General features: G+C 37.7%; 17 protein-coding genes. 15 read left to right on the forward strand and 2 right to left on the reverse strand.

Annotated elements, in window-relative coordinates; all coding sequences use genetic code 11:
* Positions 1–93: 93 nt before the first annotated feature.
* The 12 genes from G5B37_RS10755 (at position 94) to G5B37_RS10810 (ending at position 13,709) form a co-directional block, all read left to right on the forward strand.
* A complete protein-coding gene (locus tag G5B37_RS10755; RefSeq protein WP_164680036.1) occupies positions 94–957 on the forward strand; it encodes a DUF58 domain-containing protein in 864 nt (287 codons plus the stop codon).
* A 34-nt stretch (positions 958–991) separates the two neighbouring features.
* Positions 992–2,716: a hypothetical protein gene (locus G5B37_RS10760; protein ID WP_164680037.1), complete on the forward strand. Its 1,725-nt coding sequence runs from the start codon at positions 992–994 to the stop codon at positions 2,714–2,716.
* Positions 2,716–3,717, forward strand: coding sequence for a VWA domain-containing protein (locus G5B37_RS10765; protein ID WP_164680038.1), 1,002 nt, complete (start codon positions 2,716–2,718; stop codon positions 3,715–3,717). Before G5B37_RS10760 ends, G5B37_RS10765 begins: the two co-directional genes overlap by 1 nt.
* A gap of 11 nt (positions 3,718–3,728) precedes the next feature.
* Positions 3,729–4,769: a vWA domain-containing protein gene (locus tag G5B37_RS10770; protein ID WP_164680039.1), complete on the forward strand. Its 1,041-nt coding sequence runs from the start codon at positions 3,729–3,731 to the stop codon at positions 4,767–4,769.
* The gene (locus G5B37_RS10775) at positions 4,753–5,676 is read left to right on the forward strand and encodes a tetratricopeptide repeat protein (protein WP_263649791.1); all 924 of its coding nucleotides are present in this window, start codon (positions 4,753–4,755) and stop codon (positions 5,674–5,676) included. The genes G5B37_RS10770 and G5B37_RS10775 overlap by 17 nt, the downstream gene beginning before the upstream one ends.
* A 1-nt stretch (position 5,677) precedes the next feature.
* Positions 5,678–7,447 (forward strand): BatD family protein, encoded by a 1,770-nt coding sequence (locus G5B37_RS10780; protein WP_164680040.1) that lies wholly within the window; start codon positions 5,678–5,680, stop codon positions 7,445–7,447.
* 1 nt (position 7,448) lies between these two features.
* Complete coding sequence (locus tag G5B37_RS10785) at positions 7,449–8,198, forward strand: tetratricopeptide repeat protein (RefSeq protein WP_164680041.1); 750 nt, start codon at positions 7,449–7,451, stop codon at positions 8,196–8,198.
* Positions 8,199–8,292: 94 nt separating this feature from the next.
* Positions 8,293–8,559 (forward strand): hypothetical protein, encoded by a 267-nt coding sequence (locus G5B37_RS10790; protein WP_164680042.1) that lies wholly within the window; start codon positions 8,293–8,295, stop codon positions 8,557–8,559.
* A 75-nt stretch (positions 8,560–8,634) separates the two neighbouring features.
* Positions 8,635–10,227 (forward strand): SulP family inorganic anion transporter, encoded by a 1,593-nt coding sequence (locus G5B37_RS10795; RefSeq protein ID WP_164680043.1) that lies wholly within the window; start codon positions 8,635–8,637, stop codon positions 10,225–10,227.
* Between the two features lie 11 nt (positions 10,228–10,238).
* On the forward strand, positions 10,239–11,024 hold the full coding sequence (locus G5B37_RS10800) for a universal stress protein (RefSeq protein ID WP_164680044.1): 786 nt from the start codon (positions 10,239–10,241) through the stop codon (positions 11,022–11,024).
* Between the two features lie 49 nt (positions 11,025–11,073).
* The gene (locus G5B37_RS10805) at positions 11,074–11,703 is read left to right on the forward strand and encodes a carbonic anhydrase family protein (protein WP_164680045.1); all 630 of its coding nucleotides are present in this window, start codon (positions 11,074–11,076) and stop codon (positions 11,701–11,703) included.
* 158 nt (positions 11,704–11,861) lie between these two features.
* Positions 11,862–13,709 carry a SulP family inorganic anion transporter gene (locus G5B37_RS10810; protein ID WP_164680046.1) on the forward strand — a complete coding sequence of 616 codons (1,848 nt, stop codon included), beginning with the start codon at positions 11,862–11,864 and terminating at the stop codon, positions 13,707–13,709.
* Between the two features lie 54 nt (positions 13,710–13,763).
* On the opposite strand, the gene G5B37_RS10815 is transcribed toward G5B37_RS10810, so the two are convergent.
* The gene (locus tag G5B37_RS10815) at positions 13,764–14,285 is read right to left on the reverse strand and encodes a CvpA family protein (RefSeq protein WP_164680047.1); all 522 of its coding nucleotides are present in this window, start codon (positions 14,283–14,285) and stop codon (positions 13,764–13,766) included.
* 98 nt (positions 14,286–14,383) lie between these two features.
* Here G5B37_RS10815 and G5B37_RS10820 point away from each other — a divergent pair, with 98 nt between their 5' ends.
* From G5B37_RS10820 to G5B37_RS15185, 3 genes are all read left to right on the forward strand, one after another.
* Entirely contained in the window at positions 14,384–14,743 is a 360-nt protein-coding gene (locus G5B37_RS10820; protein ID WP_164680048.1) for a hypothetical protein, read from the forward strand.
* A gap of 74 nt (positions 14,744–14,817) precedes the next feature.
* A complete protein-coding gene (gene pheS / locus G5B37_RS10825; RefSeq protein ID WP_164680049.1) occupies positions 14,818–15,837 on the forward strand; it encodes a phenylalanine--tRNA ligase subunit alpha in 1,020 nt (339 codons plus the stop codon).
* A gap of 22 nt (positions 15,838–15,859) precedes the next feature.
* On the forward strand, positions 15,860–16,087 hold the full coding sequence (locus G5B37_RS15185; RefSeq protein WP_263649792.1) for a hypothetical protein: 228 nt from the start codon (positions 15,860–15,862) through the stop codon (positions 16,085–16,087).
* A 168-nt stretch (positions 16,088–16,255) separates the two neighbouring features.
* Here G5B37_RS15185 and G5B37_RS10835 read toward each other — a convergent pair whose 3' ends face one another.
* The gene (locus G5B37_RS10835; protein ID WP_164680050.1) at positions 16,256–17,260 is read right to left on the reverse strand and encodes an NAD(P)H-dependent glycerol-3-phosphate dehydrogenase; all 1,005 of its coding nucleotides are present in this window, start codon (positions 17,258–17,260) and stop codon (positions 16,256–16,258) included.
* Positions 17,261–17,278 lie beyond the last annotated feature (18 nt).

Raw genomic sequence — 17,278 nt, forward strand, 5'->3', positions numbered from 1 at the left:
CTAGTAAAACAAATTTTCCTCAATTAAACGAGCGTATCTAGACAACTCCTTCACAAATTTCTACCTGTTGTAAATTACTACTACGCACTAATAATGGACACGAAAGAACTCTTAAAAAAAGTACGAAAGATCGAAATCAAAACGAGACGCCTTAGCGATCACGTGTTTGGTGGTGAGTACCATAGTACCTTTAAGGGACGCGGAATGACTTTTTCTGAAGTACGACAATACCAGTTTGGTGATGATGTTAGAAATATAGACTGGAATGTTACAGCTCGATATAACGAACCTTACGTAAAAGTCTTTGAAGAGGAGCGCGAGCTTACTCTTATGCTCGTGGCAGATATCTCAGGTTCAGAGTTTTTTGGGACAGACAACCAATTTAAGAATGAGATTATTACCGAAGTTGCCGCGACCTTGGCTTTTTCGGCTATGCAGAATAACGATAAAACAGGATTGATTCTTTTTTCAGATGAAATAGAGCTTTTTATTCCACCAAAGAAAGGCAAGAGTCATGTGTTACGAATTATACGGGAGTTGTTAGAATTTCAGCCAAAAAGCAAGAAAACAGATGTAACACATGCCCTAAAGTACTTAACCAATGTAATGAAGAAGAAAGCTATAGTTTTTGTGCTTTCAGATTTTATTACAGAAGGATATAAAGATGCCCTAAAGATAGTCGCTGGAAAGCATGATGTCACTGGAATTCGAATTTACGACCGCAGAGAAGAAGAAATGCCCAACGTAGGTATGGTACAAATGCAAGATGAAGAAACTGGCGAATTATTGTTAGTGAATACAGGAGCCAAAGGAGTGCGACGCAGTTACAACGCCTATTATCGAACGTGCGTAGATTACTTTCAAGAGACGTTTACCAAAAGTGGTGCCGGGGCTATTAGTTGTCGGGTAGATGAAAGTTACGTGAAAAAATTGTTAGGTTATTTTAAGAAAAGATAAAACGAGGTACGACTTATAAATGACGAAGTACAAGGTGAAAATATCAAATGTAAATAGTAAAATGGCTGTTTGGTTAACAACAGTAAAGACCGCATTGGTGCGTACCATTTTATTGGGGTCTTTTCAAATAAAACCACCAACTAGAGCAATTGTTATTCTTCCCACGTTATGCTTTGTGCTTTTTTCAACGTCGCTATCTGCTCAGGTTACATCTTCTGTAGATACCACGCTTATAAGAATAGGAGAAGAAATTAGGTACAATGTTTATGTAGAGGCAGATACCACAGATTTAGTTGTGTTTCCAGAAGGGCAAACGTTTTTACCGTTAGAAGTAATTGAAAGCTACAAAGTAGACACCACATTTGAGGCCAAAAAAATGCGCCTCATAAAAAAGTACGGTCTAACTCAGTTCGACTCTGGAGCATACACCATCCCCAAGCAAAAAATTGTAATTAACGAGAAGGTATTTAACCTAGATTCTATAAAAGTTGAAGTACGAGATGTTCCTGTAGATACTACCAAACAGAAGATGTTTGAAATAAAACCTGCAGTAGAGGTAGATAAACCGCCATTCAATTTTTGGGATTTAGTGCCGTGGATTGTCGGCCTATTATTGGCAGCTATTGTCGCATATATTTTCTTACGAAGAAAAAAACAAAAGGAAGCTCAAGAACAACAACTCCCTCCCTACGAGGAAGCGTTGGTGGCACTACAAAATTTGGATAACTCTGAGCTCCTTCAAGAAGATAAGAGTAAAGAATACTACTCGCATTTAACCGAAATTGTAAAAAGATACCTAGATAGAGAGGTTGACGATACGGTGCTCGAAAGTACGTCAGACGAATTAATTGCTCGATTAGAATTACATAAAGACGCAGGGAATTTCGATTTCGAACCTGAAGATATCACACGCCTTGCAGCAATTCTGAAACGTGCAGATTTGGTAAAGTTTGCAAAAATGAAACAAGCCAAAGAACAGGCTTTGGCCGATCGTTCTGCAGTGGAAGATATTATTAATCATACCCACGAGGTAATTCCAGAACCCACTGAAGAAGAGTTGTTAGAAAACGAATTGTACCTAGAAGCGCAACGAAAAAAGAAACAAAGAAGAAAATATGCGTATTTAGCTTCGGGAATGATTCTCGGGTTGCTACTTACTGCCTTTATTTATGGAACTATTAACGGATTTGACACATTAAAAGACAAGGTATTTGGTAACGAAATAAGAGAATTAGCCGAAGGCCGCTGGTATAAAAGTGAATATGGCAATCCAGCTGTAATTTTGGAAACACCAGAAATATTAGTCCGTACCGAGATCGATATTCCCGAAGCAGAAAACATTGTGGTGAGTAGTGCCAATGTGTTTTCGGCGGGTGATATCACCGACGCGCTGTATGTTTTAGTTAGTTCTACTCAAACAAGGAATGCCCAAGAAGAGGTAGACCTAGATCCATTAATGGACGCTGCCTTGTCTGAATTGGAAAAACGGGGCGCACTCAACATGATTGTTAAACGTGAAGATTTTTCTACGGAAAAGGGAATTTCAGGCCTCAAAGCCTACGGAAACTTTAACGTATCTGTAGGAGATAATAAAGTGATGAAAGAACAAAGTTTTTACGAATTATTGCTCTTCGCACAGCAAAACGGCGTGCAAACCGTTTTAGTGGTTTACAAAAATGACGGTAGATTTTCGGTAGGTGTTAAAGATCGAATCATTAACTCTGTAGAGCTCGAATTACAAGAAACAAAAGACAACTAATGCAACAGTTTGAATACGTACATCCACAGTTATTTTGGCTACTAGCCTTGCTGCCGCTATTGGTGTTGTGGTATCTCTGGAAGCGAAAACAGCAAACGGCTGCATTGAAAATTTCGAGCATTAAAGGTTTTAAAACCGGTAAAAACTGGCTAGCGAGATTAAAACCATTATTATTTGTCCTGCGCTTGCTGGCGCTTGCTGCCATAATCGTGGCGATGGCTAGACCAAGAACGGTAGATGAGAGCACAAAAATTAAAACCACCAAAGGAATAGACATTGTTGTAGCCATAGATGTTTCAGCAAGTATGTTGGCACGTGATTTAAAACCAAATAGATTAGAAGCGCTAAAAACTGTAGCGGCTCGTTTTATTAATGCACGCCCTAACGACCGCATAGGTATTGTAGAATATGCCGGTGAGAGCTATACCAAAACTCCGTTAACTAGCGATAAAGGAATTGTTCTTTCTGCTCTAAAGTCTATACAGTATAATACCGTAATCGAGGGAGGAACTGCTATTGGTATGGGATTGGCAACGGCTGTTAATAGACTAAAAGAAAGTAGAGCCAAAAGTAAAATTATCATCTTAATGACCGATGGTGAAAATAATAGCGGCTTTATAGATCCAAAAATTGCAAGTGAATTGGCCGTAGAGTTCGGAATTAAAGTCTATACTATTGGTCTTGGGTCTAACGGCATGGCATTGTCGCCAATTGGTATTAGACCAGATGGAGGATTCCAATACGGTATGCAACAGGTACGTATTGATGAAAAACTGCTACAGGAAATTGCTGAGGTAACTAAAGGACAATATTTTAGAGCAACAAGTACAAGTAAGTTAAACGAAATTTACGACGAAATTAATAAGCTTGAAAAAACAGATATAGAAGAATTTAAGTATAAAAATTATGATGAAAAATACCGCCCATTGGTACTTTTAGCGTTGGTTTTGCTTGGGCTAGAATGGTTACTTAGGTATACGGTATTTAGAAGTTTTGTGTAAAGAATGAACGTATGTATCAATTAGAACAACCTATATATCTTTATGTGTTGCTCGCAATTCCAGTGATTGTGTTGCTATTTATGGGTGTGCTTATTTGGAGGCGTCAGACACAGAAGAAGTTTGCGAATACAGCCTTGTTAAAAAAACTAAGTCCAAACCGTTCTGTTTTTAAACCTGTACTCAAGGTTTTTGTGTTCTGTCTGGCAATTGCTTGTTTGGCAATAGGGTTGGTTAATCCTAAAATAGGAACTAAAATTGAAAACGTAAAGCGAGAAGGAGTTGATGTGGTTTTTGCTTTAGATGTCTCTAAAAGTATGTTAGCCGAAGACATTGCACCCAACCGCATAGAGAAGTCTAAACAATTGGTGACACAGATTTTAAATAGCCTAGGAGGTGACCGAGTAGGGATTATAGGCTATGCTGGTAGCGCATTTCCGCAAGTACCAATTACTACAGACTTTTCATCTACCAAGCTATTTTTAAATAGCATGAACACAGATATGGTTTCTAGTCAGGGTACGGCTATTAATGAAGCCATCCAAATGGCAAAAACCTATTATAATGATGAGGAACAGGTAAACAGGGTGCTTTTTATAATTAGTGATGGAGAAGATCATGAAGGCAATGTAGAAAGTATTGCAGACGAGGCAGCGGCGCTTGGAATTAAAATTTATACCATTGGTGTAGGTACGGTAGAAGGCGCGCCAATTCCAATAAAGCGAAATGGTATTTTACAATATTACAAGCAAGACCAAAATAACGAGCAAGTTATTACCCGCTTGGGAGAAGAAACACTTAAACAAATTGCAGAAGAAGGGAATGGTACATACATTCCTGGAAATAACACCAAAGAAGTAGTTGAAAGCGTAACTGCAATTTTAAATGGAATGGACAAAAAGACATTTGAAGCCAAACAGTTTACAGATTTTAAAGACCAGTTTCAATGGTTTTTGGCTGGGGCATTATTTTTGTTACTTCTAGATATGTTCTTACTAGAGCGCAAAACCGCTTGGTTAAAGAAGTTGAACCTTTTTAATGAAGCACAAAATTAAGATGATGATGAGATTGTATATGAGTATAAGAGAAAAGCATATTTTGTCGGTAGTGTTTATGTTAGTAACGCTGTTGTTTTCTTCGGAAATTTCCGCGCAAGCGAAAGAAAAAGACACTAAAAAAGAAGAAAGACAATTGCTACGTGAAACTACTGCGCTTGTTAGTGATGCTAGTTTAGCACTTGCAGACGATAAATTTGTTGAAGGTGAAGCAGATTACAGAAAAGCTATTGCCATTAATCCGAAAAGTGAAACTGCCAAATACAATTTAGGAAACGCCTATTACAACAAAGATAAAAATGATGAAGCAATGACACGGTTTCAACAGGCGGCAGATGTGGCTACAGACAAGAGCGACAAACATGGTGCGTATCATAATTTGGGAAATACCTATATGAACGCTAAAAAATATCAAGAAGCAGTAGATGCCTATAAGAATGCCCTTCGTAACAATCCTACAGACGATGAAACGCGTTATAATCTAGCACTTGCCAAAGAGATGCTAGAAAAAAACCCGCCAAAAGGTGGCGACGGCGACAATAAAGATCAGGACAAGAATCAGGATAAAAACGATAAGAACGAAGATAACCAAGACAAGAAGGACGAAGAAGGCAAGGAAAAAGAAGGCGACAAGGGTGACGAGCAGGAAGACAAAGATAAAGGAGACGAGAAAGACGAAGAAAAGAAAGGCGACAATAAAGAAGACCAAGGAAAGCCAGACAAGCCAAACGATGGTGAAAAAGATAAAAAAGACCAAAAACAACAACAACCGCAGCCTGGACAAATGTCTCCGCAACAAATAAAAAACCTGTTGGAGGCTATGAATAATGAAGAAAAGAAGGTACAGGAAAAAATTAATGCTAAAAAACAAAAAGGCGCTAAGATAAAATCTGAAAAAGATTGGTAAGATGAAAAGATTCTCAGTTTTAATACTCGTGTGTTGCATGCTCTTGGCTGGTATTGCCCAGGCACAGGTAACCTTTGTAGCTAAAGTGAGCAAGAAAAAGATTGGGCTTAACGAACGTGTACGCGTAGATTTTGAAATGAACCAAGATGGCGATAATTTCAATCCGCCAGAGTTCGAAGGGTTTCAGGTAGTGGGTGGTCCTAATCAAGCCATAAGTAATTCATACTTTAATGGTAAAAGAAGTTACTCCAAAACGTATTCTTACTTTTTAGCACCTTCGTCGAAAGGGACTAAAACTATTGGGCAGGCAAGCATAGAAATTGAAGGTAAAACCTATAAAACACCTCCAGTTTCAGTAGTAGTTACAAATCCTGTAAAAATTTCAAAAGACGGTAGTAATGCAGAATATATAGCAGATGAAAATGTACATCTCGTAGCAGAGATTTCTAATACCAATCCATATCTTAGTGAGGCTATTACGGTTACGTATAAACTTTATGTTTCGCATCAAGTAAGTATAACAAGTAATTGGCGCGAAATTAGTAGTCCGAAATACGCAGATTTCTGGAGTCAGAATATAAATACTCAGGGTAACTACAAGGTTTATGAAGGCAAATACAAAGGCGAAGATTATCGCTATGTAATCTTGCGAAGTACGGTACTCTATCCTCAGAAAATTGGCGAGTTAGAAATAGAGCCGCTTACGTTAGACATTCCTATAGACGTGCGTAGTAATAAGCGTACTTTTTTTGGAAGACAGCCTATGGTTAGGGTAAATAAAACCGTTTCTGCGGGGAGTCGAACTATAGATGTAAAACCGTTTCCAATAGAAGGTAAGCCAGATGAATTTGCCGGTGCCGTTGGAGATTTCCAGTTTCAAGTAAGTACAAATCGCACCACTTTAGATGCCAACGAAGCACTTGAACTTACCACCAAAATTTCTGGAAAAGGGAATTTAAAGCTATTCGATTTACCTTCTTTAAAGCTTCCGAGTGCCTTAGAAGTTTATGAGCCAGAACGCGTAAACCAGGTAACGGTACAGGCCGATGGTATGCGAGGAGCAATTGCAGAAAAATATACTGTTGTACCTCAATTCAAGGGCAATTATCCTATTAGACCTATTACGTTTACGTATTTCAACCCAAAAACTGAAAAATACGAGACCTTGTCCAGTGAAGAAGTAGTTATCAATGTGGCAAATGGTCCAGTGGCAAGTACCGAAAAGACAGACAAAGCAATTACAACAACAGATACAGATCTTGACGATACACAATTTAAGTTTATTCAGTTAGATGCAAACTTAGAGCCCATTGCTACAACGTCATTCTTTAAATCAACCTTGTTTTGGTCGTTACTAGGCGGACCTATGTTACTTATACCTCTCTTTATTTTAGTTGGTAAGAAAAGGAAAGAACGTATGGCCGATGTGCAAGGAAATAAACTTCGGAAAGCAGATAAATTAGCAAGAAAGTATTTAAGTAATGCCAAAAAGAACATGAAAGATCGTGTGGTGTTTTATGAAGCTTTAGAGCGTGCGCTTCATAACTATTTAAAGGCCAAATTAAATATTGAAACGAGCGATTTTAGCAAAGAGAAGATTTCAACTTTATTGGCAGAGCGCAGTGTAGAACCGCAGGTAATTTCAGAATTTATTCAACTTTTAAAAAGTTGTGAATACGCAAGATATACACCAACAAGTGAGGTGGCTATGCAACAAGATTACGAGAAGGCTGCCAAGGTAATTTCAACCATAGACAAACAAATACAGTAACATGAAACATCTATTTTTCATACTTGTTGTACTTACAGGCACTTTGGGTTGGAGCCAGAATAATGCTTTGTTTGAACAAGGGAAAGAACACTATAAAAACGATAAATTTCAAGAAGCCATTAATAGTTGGGAGAAAGTGTTGGCCAATGGTAAACACTCATCTTCGCTATATTTTAATCTCGCAAATGCCAACTATAAACTCAACAAGGTAGGACCTAGTATTTTTTATTATGAAAAGGCGCTTCAACTAGCACCAGGCGACGCAGATATTAAAACTAATTTAAAGTTTGCCGAAAATGCTCGAATAGATGCTATAGAGCCTTTGCCAAAAACCATTTTTTCTAAGTGGTATCATGCAATAGCTAGTTTGTTTACATATAATGGTTGGGCAAAACTTGCTGTGATGGCATCTATCTTTTTTGTGCTTTTATTTTTAAGCTACTGGTTTATAGTAGCTGAAGGCAAGAAGAGGCTGTTTTTTACAACGGCAATGCTCTCATTAGGATTGTTGGTTGTAAGTACCATTATGGCATTTCAAACGTATGCAGATGCAACAAAAGATAAGCCAGCGATTGTTTTTGCCGAAAGCTCTGAAGCACGTGCAGAACCTAAAATGGGAAGTGAAGTGGCGTTTGTACTGCATGAAGGCACCAAGGTGCAAATCATTTCTGAAGAAGATGCATGGGTTCGCGTGCTACTTGTAAATGGAAAAGATGGTTGGATACCATCTAGTGATATAAAACAGTTATAGATTTAAGATTAACTTAACACGAATATTTCTTACGATTATTATTTTTGCCTTCTGAAAAAACAAAAAATTGAATCTAAAAAGTATCTTTTTTTTAATGGTTTTTACCTGGTGTATTCTTACACCAGCAGTAGTGACTTTATGCGATATGAATATCAATATTGCAAGTGTTTTTTCAATGAATGAAGAAGAAAATTCGGAAACCTTCAAATTAGGAGCAAAAGAATATAACGCTCCCGAATCGATAAATGCAAAATTTATTTCGATTGAACTTTTCGAGAATTCAAATGCGTTTGGATATAGATCCCAATTTTGGGAGAAAGTATCTCAAGAAACGTTTTCTCCACCCCCAGAATACATCTAGAATTTTACGTTTAAAAGAGTCCTCGAACTCAAATTAAAAATTTATCGATTTATAATCGGTGTAAAAATCTATTGTATGTTTTCAAAAATTAAAAGCGATCTCCCAGCGAGTATCGTAGTATTCTTTGTTGCCCTTCCTTTGTGCTTAGGTATAGCATTGGCAAGTGGCGCTCCTCTCTTTTCTGGTTTAATTTCAGGTATTGTAGGAGGAATTATTGTAGGAGCCTTAAGTGGCTCTCAAATTGGCGTAAGCGGTCCAGCAGCAGGACTCGCAGCCATTGTATTAACTGCTATTGGCACTTTAGGTGGCTATGAGAATTTTCTTGTGGCTGTAGTTCTTGGAGGTGCTATTCAGTTGCTCTTTGGAGTATTAAAGGCAGGTGTAATTGGTTATTACTTCCCGTCTTCAGTAATTAAAGGTATGCTAACAGGAATTGGAATTATCATTATTCTAAAACAAATTCCTTATTTCTTCGGATTGGATAAAAACCCCGAAGGAGATTTTGCCTTTCTACAGGTAGATGGAGAAAATACGTTAACCGAGCTATTAAAAACTATTAATGCTATTGTTAGTGGTAACATAGACATGGGAGCCACTGTTATTGCTTTTATTGCAATTACCATTCTCATTGTATGGAGTAATGTATTAAGTAAAAAAGGAAAGTTTTTTCAATTAGTACAAGGACCATTAGTAGCCGTAGTTGTTGGAATTGTATATTTTTTCATGACAAAAGATTCAAGTCTTAACCTTGTAAAAGAACATTTAGTTTCTGTTCCCGTACCTGAGAGTTTATCAGAATTTCGTGACCAATTTGCATTCCCAAACTTTAGTGTTATTTGGATGCCAGAAATCTGGATTACCGCTTTTACCATTGCATTGGTAGCGAGTTTAGAAACGTTACTTTGTGTTGAAGCTACAGATAAATTAGATCCGCAAAAGCGAGTTACGCCAACCAATAGAGAATTGCTTGCCCAGGGAACTGGAAATATGATTTCTGGATTTATTGGCGGATTGCCTATCACACAGGTAATTGTAAGAAGTTCTGCAAACGTACAATCTGGAGGGAAAACTAAAGCAAGTGCAATTATACACGGTATATTTTTGTTGATCTCAGTAATGCTTATACCGAACGTGCTTAACTACATTCCGTTGTCTGTTCTTGCCGCTATTTTGTTTATTGTTGGTTATAAATTAGCAAAGCCATCAACCTTCAAAGCATTGTATAAGGCCGGTTGGAAACAGTTCGTGCCATTCATTGTAACCGTAGTGGGAATTGTATTTACTGACTTACTTATTGGAATTGGGCTTGGACTTGCTGTTGGGATTGTAGTAGTATTGTTTAAGAGTTATCAAAACTCTCATTTCTTGCATATTGAAGATAAGAGTAATGGAAAACACAAAATCTCAATGACCTTAGCAGAAGAGGTAACCTTTTTTAACAAAGGTGCTATTCTTAAAGAGCTTGATAGTTTACCAAGAGATACTTATTTAGAGCTCGATGTTCGAAAAACACGATATCTTGATGCAGATATTGTTGAAATTCTAGATGATTTCGCCTTTAAGGCCAAAGAAAGAAATATTGACATAAAAATCATCTCAGAACGAGGAATCGCAGAAAATCCTCCAAGTTTTATAGAGTTTTTTAAACTCAGACCTAAATCTGCCTAAAACTGAAATCTATGAAAAATCAAAATAAACAAAATATACTGGTACTAACAGACTTAAAAGAAAATAGTCTGAACGTATTAAAAAGCGCGGCTAGTTTGGCCCATATGACAGATGCAGACATCGAATTATTTCATGTAAAAAAACCGTTAGAAGTAGTAAAACATGAAAATCAATTATCTGCAACTCGATCTATCGAAGAAATTCATGCGAATGTAGTAGGTCAATTAAAACAATTGGCTCACGAAATTTATAGAACGCATGCTATTAAAGTGCGATACTCTTTTTCTTTCGGAAATATTAGAAATGAGGTAAAACATAAATTAGAACAACAACAACACGATATCGTTGTAGTTGGGAAGCGAACGACCAAGAAGCCTGCTTATTTAGGAGATAATATGGTTCCATTCGTGCTCAAGAATTTTGACCGAATGGTTTTGGTAGCTGATACTAAAAACGTTATAGAAGCAAGTGAATCACTGGCTGTGGGTCTATTAAAAGATACCACTTCAGACAATCCACTTGCTGCCACATTAGCTGCACATGCTAAAAAACCTTTGCGATTATTCACAGTTGCTTCCAAAAACCCAGCAGAAGTTGAGGCGAAACCCCATAGTGGTGAAATGGTGCGTTATATATTCGAGCAAAGTGATACGGTAGTTAAAAACATATCAAATTATATCACAAAAAACGCTATCAATCTAATTTGCGTCGCCGATCGTAATAAGCAACCCGGTGATGTAAATCTAAATAAAATCATAAATCAAGTAGGCGCATCACTATTAGTGCCTGCTAATTAATGATTATACTATCATTAATTCGTAAATTTATAACAGAAAAAATAAAGAAATGAAAGCACAAACTAAAGAAACACAAAGTAAGTATACACCTCAATCTGCTATTGAAGCATTGCAAGAGGGGAATAAAAGATTTTTAAATACCAATCAATCAAACAGAGACTTATTAGGTCAGGTTCAGGATACGGCTGGAGGACAATACCCATTTGCGGTTGTATTAAGCTGCATAGACTCTAGAGTACCAGTAGAATTGGTTTTTGATCAGGGAATAGGCGATATTTTTAGCGCAAGAGTTGCTGGAAATATTGTAAACGAAGATCTATTGGGAAGCATTGAATATGGATGTAAAGTAGCAGGTAGTAAAGCAGTAGTGGTATTAGGACATACAGGTTGCGGTGCCGTAAAGGGTGCATGCGACGATGTACAACTAGGAAACATTACACCATTATTAGCTAAAATAAAACCAGCTGTTGCAGCGGTAACATCACCTGTAGAGGGAAGTGAGCGCACAAGTGCTAATAGTACCTTCGTGAATGATGTTGTGTATAAAAATGTACATATGACTATTGATGAAATGAAGAATAACAGCGCAGTACTTTCAGAAATGGAAGCTGCTGGAGAAATTACTATTGTTGGTGCTGTGTATGACGTTGCATCTGGAAAAGTAGACTTTTTAAGCTAGTTCAGAAAAAGCAAAATTAAAATTTTTGTTAAAGAAGCGAACTGAAACATGAAATTTCGGTTCGCTTTCGTTATTTTTAAGACATTCAGAAAAGTAAGTAATCATTAACAACCAAAAGAGAAACAAATTTTATTTCGCCTTTTACTAATATTCATTACATGAAAAACATCTTTACGAACCTCCGCGGAAATTTATTTGGCGGTATCACAGCAGGAATTGTTGCATTACCCTTGGCATTGGCCTTTGGAGTGCAATCAGGTTTAGGGCCAAGTGCCGGACTCTACGGCGCAATTATGATTGGTTTCTTTGCATCATTATTTGGTGGAACTAACACTCAAATTTCAGGGCCTACGGCGCCAATGACAGCAGTGTCTATGGTAATTATTGCGGGTATTATTGCCGCTAATGATGGCGATGTAGAAAGAGCGCTTCCCTATATTTTGCTAGTTTTTTTATTAGCAGGACTTTTTCAAATTATACTAGGATTAGTAGGCTTGGGAAAATATATAAAATACATACCCTATCCTGTGGTCTCAGGATTCATGACCGCCATTGGGGTTATTATTTTAGTTACACAAATATTACCTATGATGGGGTATTACACCATAGACGATACCGAACTTATAACACAATATAAACCGCAGGCTGAAGAAGTTTTGCTCGACAAAATTTTAAAAGATGAAGCTGGGGAAGGTATTTTGGTGCTAGAAGATTTCGAAGAAACAGTACGCCGCGCAAAATTAATTTCAGAGGACGAAATAAATGCCGAAGCTGCCACCTTGGCTAAATCTGCTGGCTCTGGTGTTTTAGGAGCTATCAAGTCGTTTCCGAGAGCATTAAACAATATTAATTGGTTAGAATTTGCTTTAGCTGGAGCTACAATTTTTATCATTTTCGGATTTAAGAAAATTACAACCAAAGTTCCAAGTACATTAGTCGCCCTGCTGGCAGTTTCGGTCACCGCCTATTTTATGAAATGGGATTACAGGCCTATTCAGGAAATTCCATCCGGATTCCCAACACTGCACCTAGAAATGTTCTCCAATTTTAATTTTGGAAGTATTTCACCCTACATTTTTACAGCCATCACATTGGCGTTTTTAGGGGCTATCGATTCTTTACTCACCTCGGTAGTGGCAGATAATATGACTAAAACTAAGCACAACCCTAATCAAGAATTAGTGGGACAAGGTATTGGAAATAGTATCGCCTCTATGTTTGGTGGTATTCCTGGAGCAGGCGCAACTATTAGAACAGTAGTGAATATTAACAGTGGAGGTACAACAAAACTTTCTGGTATGGTGGCATCGATTTTATTGCTTGTTATTTTATTGGCATTAGGACCTATAGCTTCCCAAATTCCTGCAGCGGTTCTTGCGGGTATTTTAATTACTGTTGGTATTGGAGTAATGGACTATAAAGGTCTGAAGGCTATTCCAAAAATGCCGCGTAGTGAAGTTATCATTATGGTGGTGGTGTTGCTATTATCTGTATTTTGGAATTTAGTGTATGCCGTAGGAATCGGACTCGTACTCGCAGCCCTGATTTTCATGAAGAAAATTGGAGATTCTACTGCAACGCGTTCTAAAGTGGTTCCACTACAGAAAGCAGACGAACTAGAATTACCTTGGAGTGATGAAATTAAACTTCCTGCCGAGTTAAAAGAAGAGGTATTTATTAAGCGCCTTGCTGGACCGTTGTTCTTCGGAAATACTAACGATTTTCAAGCGCTCGCAATGAAGATACCTGAAAGCGCTACACACTTAGTAATACGTATGGGCAAAGTCTCCTATATGGACCAATCTGGTTTATATGCTATGGAAGATACCGTGTTGCGTCTAAAACGTAGTGGGGTAAAAGTATTGTTAGTAAACCTGATGGAACAACCACGACTTATGATGGAGAAAATTGATATCATCCCAGATTTAATTCCGGAACATAAAATATTTAAATCGTTTAAAGAGGCGATGCAATACATAGAAAAAAACGTTGAAGACGTGGTGTAAGCAACACAGTTAAAACTTTTTTAAACCGTGCAATAGTATTCTGTTGCGCGGTTTTTATTTTGGCTCTTCTTTTTCTGCATTTGTTTCATATCGGTCTACTTCTTTCAGAATGTACGGAACAATTATAGGGGCTAAACTAGCTACTGGCTCATAAAGTACAGACGTGTCTCGGTCTTCCTCCGATAGAATCGATATGGTCGGGGAGGCGTTTACAAACATAAAGACTACACTTATAATTAAAGCAAATTTCAGCACGTTAAAAACACCGCCAAAGAGCTTGTTCACAATACCTAAAGCAGCAAAATCTGCTATTTTGGTGAAAAATTTGCCAGCCAAAGAGATTAGCATCACTATGGCTAGAAAAGTAACTGCAAATGCGGTTAAATTCACCGTTTGCTCGTTCCAATCTGTCCATCCTGCAATATAGCTTGCGGCATATTCAGAAAAATAAACAGCGCCGTAGACACCAGCAATAAGTCCTACAAGACCTGCTAGAGCTACAAAAAGCCCTTTTTTATACCCAATTACAAATGCAATTAGTAAAATAACTCCAACAACAATATCTATGGTATTCATAACTCCCGTTTGTAGTAAAGATAACGAAATCGAATTATACGCCTCGTTGTTTTTCTAGTTCAAGCTGGGCGGTGTACCTTTGCATTTCAGAAAAAAATATGTCAAGAGATCAACAATTAAAAGAACGATGGGAGGCGGTTGTAAGCCTTTTAAGTAACCGATTTGCAGACGGCGCTCCGTTAGATTTAGATGCCATCATCTATTTGGTAGGGTTGCAGGAACTTGGACAATTACACCGAAAGTTCAAGAAGGATGAAAAACTGAATCTTATGCACATTGCTATTTGTAGGCTCTTAGAACCTTTTGGGTACTATGAGTTTGAATATTTTGATGAGCAGGGCTGGCCACACTACAAGATTCTGGAACAATTGCCACCCCTTAAAGCTGGTGAACAGAGTATCCTTATGAAGGAAGCTATTGTGCAGTATTTTATTGAAAAGGAAGTGATAGAATCGTAGCTATTTTCACTGCGGAAATGTTAGCATCATTGCCTATATTTTACGTAATTTTGCTGGTTCAAGTACGCGTTATAATGATAGAGACCCTACAAGGACATATTGAAGAAGTAAAAAAGTTTACAGCAGACACGCCAGAAGCTGTGGAAGCTTTCCGAATAAAATATTTAGGAAAGAAGGGCTTGTTAAACGACTTTTTTGCCGAATTTAAAAATGTTCCAAACGATCAGAAAAAGGAATTTGGGCAAACCATTAATACTTTAAAAACAGCTGCCCAAGAGAAAGTAACCGCCTTAAAGGAGTCGCTCAATGGCGCAGAAGAATTAAAAGGTGTATACGGTGATCTTTCTCGTCCTGGGGAACCAATTGAACTAGGGTCACGTCATCCTATTTCCATCGTAAAAAACAAAATTGTTTCTATTTTCTCGCGTATTGGGTTTAATGTTTCTGAAGGGCCAGAGATAGAAGACGATTGGCATAATTTTACAGCACTAAATTTACCTGAATACCATCCCGCACGTGATATGCAGGACACGTTTTTTGTACAGACAAATCCAGATGTGCTTTTGCGAACGCATACTTCTACAGTACAGGTACGCTACATGGAAAATAACAAACCGCCCATTCGTACCATATCACCTGGGCGAGTGTATAGAAACGAGGCCATTTCGGCACGTTCTCATTGCTTTTTTCATCAAGTTGAAGGACTTTACGTAGATAAAGGGGTGAGTTTCGCAGATTTAAAACAGACCTTACAATATTTTACTACAGAACTCTTCGGAAAGTCTAAAATTAGATTACGCCCGTCTTATTTTCCATTTACTGAGCCTAGTGCAGAAGTAGATGTATATTGGGGGCTAGAAACCGAAACAGACTATAAAATGACCAAAGGAACAGGTTGGTTAGAAATTATGGGCTGTGGTATGGTAGACCCCAACGTACTTGAAAATTGCGGGATAGATTCAACCGAATATTCCGGATTTGCTTTTGGTATGGGTATCGATAGAATTGCACTATTGTTACACCAGATTCCTGATATTCGTATGTTAAGCGAAAATGACCTTCGTTTCTTAGAGCAATTTAAGAGTGCAGATTAAATAGTAGTATCACAATCTTCTTATGAAAAAAGACATTGACATTCCCGAGGTCAAAGACGTCTACGTTGCTGCTGTATTTGAGTTAAATGAAGACTACAATACGCACGACTGGAACATCTACCTTATTAACGACGGTTTAAATCCGTTAGAAACTGTTCTTATAGTGGCTCAGGGATATGACGAAAAAGATATGACTGCTCCTATGCGAAAAACCATTAAGATGGTTCCTGCCAAGGGTATGCTAAGGTAGAATACATAGATGAAAGCGTCTTTAAGCTTGACAACTTTTTTACTATCACCTACTTTATTGGAGACCGGTTATACGACAAACGTTTTGAGCTACCTCGCTTTTCTATACTCGAAGATAATGCAACACCCTTACCAGTGTTAACTAAAAAAGGTGTTCTAGCACGATAATTTAGTCTAACTTTTCGGTTAATTTCTTAAAAACCTTCTTTGGATCTTTTCCTTCGTATAAAATGCTGTAAACGGCATCTATTATAGGTGTTTTTGCCTTTTTCTTATTCTTTGCGAGATTTAACTCATAGGCACTTTTGGTTGCGTAGTAACCCTCTGCAATCATATTCATTTCCATTTGAGCACTTTTAACGGTATAACCTTTTCCTATCATATTTCCGAAGAGACGATTTCGGCTAAAGGTAGAATAGCCCGTTACCAATAAATCTCCTAAGTAGGCAGAGCCATTAATATCGCGTTTCATTTTATGAACTTTTTTTACATAACGCTTCATTTCTCTAATGGCATTACTCATGAGTACGCTCTGAAAGTTATCACCATACCCTAAACCGTGGGCAATCCCTGCAGCCAGAGCATATATATTCTTCAGCATGGCAGCATATTCGGTACCAATAATATCGTCGCTTGTAGTACATTTTATATAATCGCAACTCAAGGCATTGGCAACAATCGTAGCCTTTTCGTTATCTGCAGAGGCTATGGTTAGGTAAGAAAGACGCTCCAGGGCTACTTCTTCTGCATGACACGGACCCGTAATTACTCCAATGTTTTTAAACGGAATTTTATAATGAGTATAAAAATGATCTCCAACGATAAGGCTACTTTCAGGAACAATTCCCTTAATAGCCGAAAAAATAACTTTTCCTTCTAAGGAAACGGTTAACTTTTTGAGCTCAGCATCTACAAAAGCAGAGGGAATTACAAATATGAGATAGTCTGCGTAAGTGACCAATTCATTAATATCATTGCTAAGCTTCAGTTTGTTAGGGTCAAACTCTACAGAGCTTAAATAATTGGGGTTGTGCTGCTCTTTTTTAAGATGTTCTAGCGCATAAACACTACGCATATACCAACCAACTTCGTCCAAGTTTTCACAGAGCATTTTTACAATGGCTGTAGCCCAGCTTCCACCTCCGAATACGGCAAATTTTGGTTGGTTTTTCATATAAGTTATTTTGAAATT

The sequence above is a fragment of the Rasiella rasia genome (assembly GCF_011044175.1).
GTDB classification, from domain to species: domain Bacteria; phylum Bacteroidota; class Bacteroidia; order Flavobacteriales; family Flavobacteriaceae; genus Marinirhabdus; species Marinirhabdus rasia.

What these genes read in the sequence shown, in the direction of transcription:
- G5B37_RS10805 (WP_164680045.1), top strand. Translation starts at nt 11,074, where the DNA reads ATGAAAGCACAAACTAAAGAAACACAAAGTAAGTATACACCTCAATCT.
- G5B37_RS10790 (WP_164680042.1), top strand. Translation starts at nt 8,293, where the DNA reads ATGGTTTTTACCTGGTGTATTCTTACACCAGCAGTAGTGACTTTATGC.
- G5B37_RS10755 (WP_164680036.1), top strand. Translation starts at nt 94, where the DNA reads ATGGACACGAAAGAACTCTTAAAAAAAGTACGAAAGATCGAAATCAAA.
- G5B37_RS10785 (WP_164680041.1), top strand. Translation starts at nt 7,449, where the DNA reads ATGAAACATCTATTTTTCATACTTGTTGTACTTACAGGCACTTTGGGT.
- G5B37_RS15185 (WP_263649792.1), top strand. Translation starts at nt 15,860, where the DNA reads ATGAAAAAAGACATTGACATTCCCGAGGTCAAAGACGTCTACGTTGCT.
- G5B37_RS10820 (WP_164680048.1), top strand. Translation starts at nt 14,384, where the DNA reads ATGTCAAGAGATCAACAATTAAAAGAACGATGGGAGGCGGTTGTAAGC.
- G5B37_RS10770 (WP_164680039.1), top strand. Translation starts at nt 3,729, where the DNA reads ATGTATCAATTAGAACAACCTATATATCTTTATGTGTTGCTCGCAATT.
- G5B37_RS10780 (WP_164680040.1), top strand. Translation starts at nt 5,678, where the DNA reads ATGAAAAGATTCTCAGTTTTAATACTCGTGTGTTGCATGCTCTTGGCT.
- G5B37_RS10810 (WP_164680046.1), top strand. Translation starts at nt 11,862, where the DNA reads ATGAAAAACATCTTTACGAACCTCCGCGGAAATTTATTTGGCGGTATC.
- G5B37_RS10775 (WP_263649791.1), top strand. Translation starts at nt 4,753, where the DNA reads ATGAAGCACAAAATTAAGATGATGATGAGATTGTATATGAGTATAAGA.
- G5B37_RS10835 (WP_164680050.1), bottom strand. Translation starts at nt 17,260, where the DNA reads ATGAAAAACCAACCAAAATTTGCCGTATTCGGAGGTGGAAGCTGGGCT.
- G5B37_RS10765 (WP_164680038.1), top strand. Translation starts at nt 2,716, where the DNA reads ATGCAACAGTTTGAATACGTACATCCACAGTTATTTTGGCTACTAGCC.
- G5B37_RS10795 (WP_164680043.1), top strand. Translation starts at nt 8,635, where the DNA reads ATGTTTTCAAAAATTAAAAGCGATCTCCCAGCGAGTATCGTAGTATTC.
- G5B37_RS10800 (WP_164680044.1), top strand. Translation starts at nt 10,239, where the DNA reads ATGAAAAATCAAAATAAACAAAATATACTGGTACTAACAGACTTAAAA.
- G5B37_RS10815 (WP_164680047.1), bottom strand. Translation starts at nt 14,285, where the DNA reads ATGAATACCATAGATATTGTTGTTGGAGTTATTTTACTAATTGCATTT.
- pheS (WP_164680049.1), top strand. Translation starts at nt 14,818, where the DNA reads ATGATAGAGACCCTACAAGGACATATTGAAGAAGTAAAAAAGTTTACA.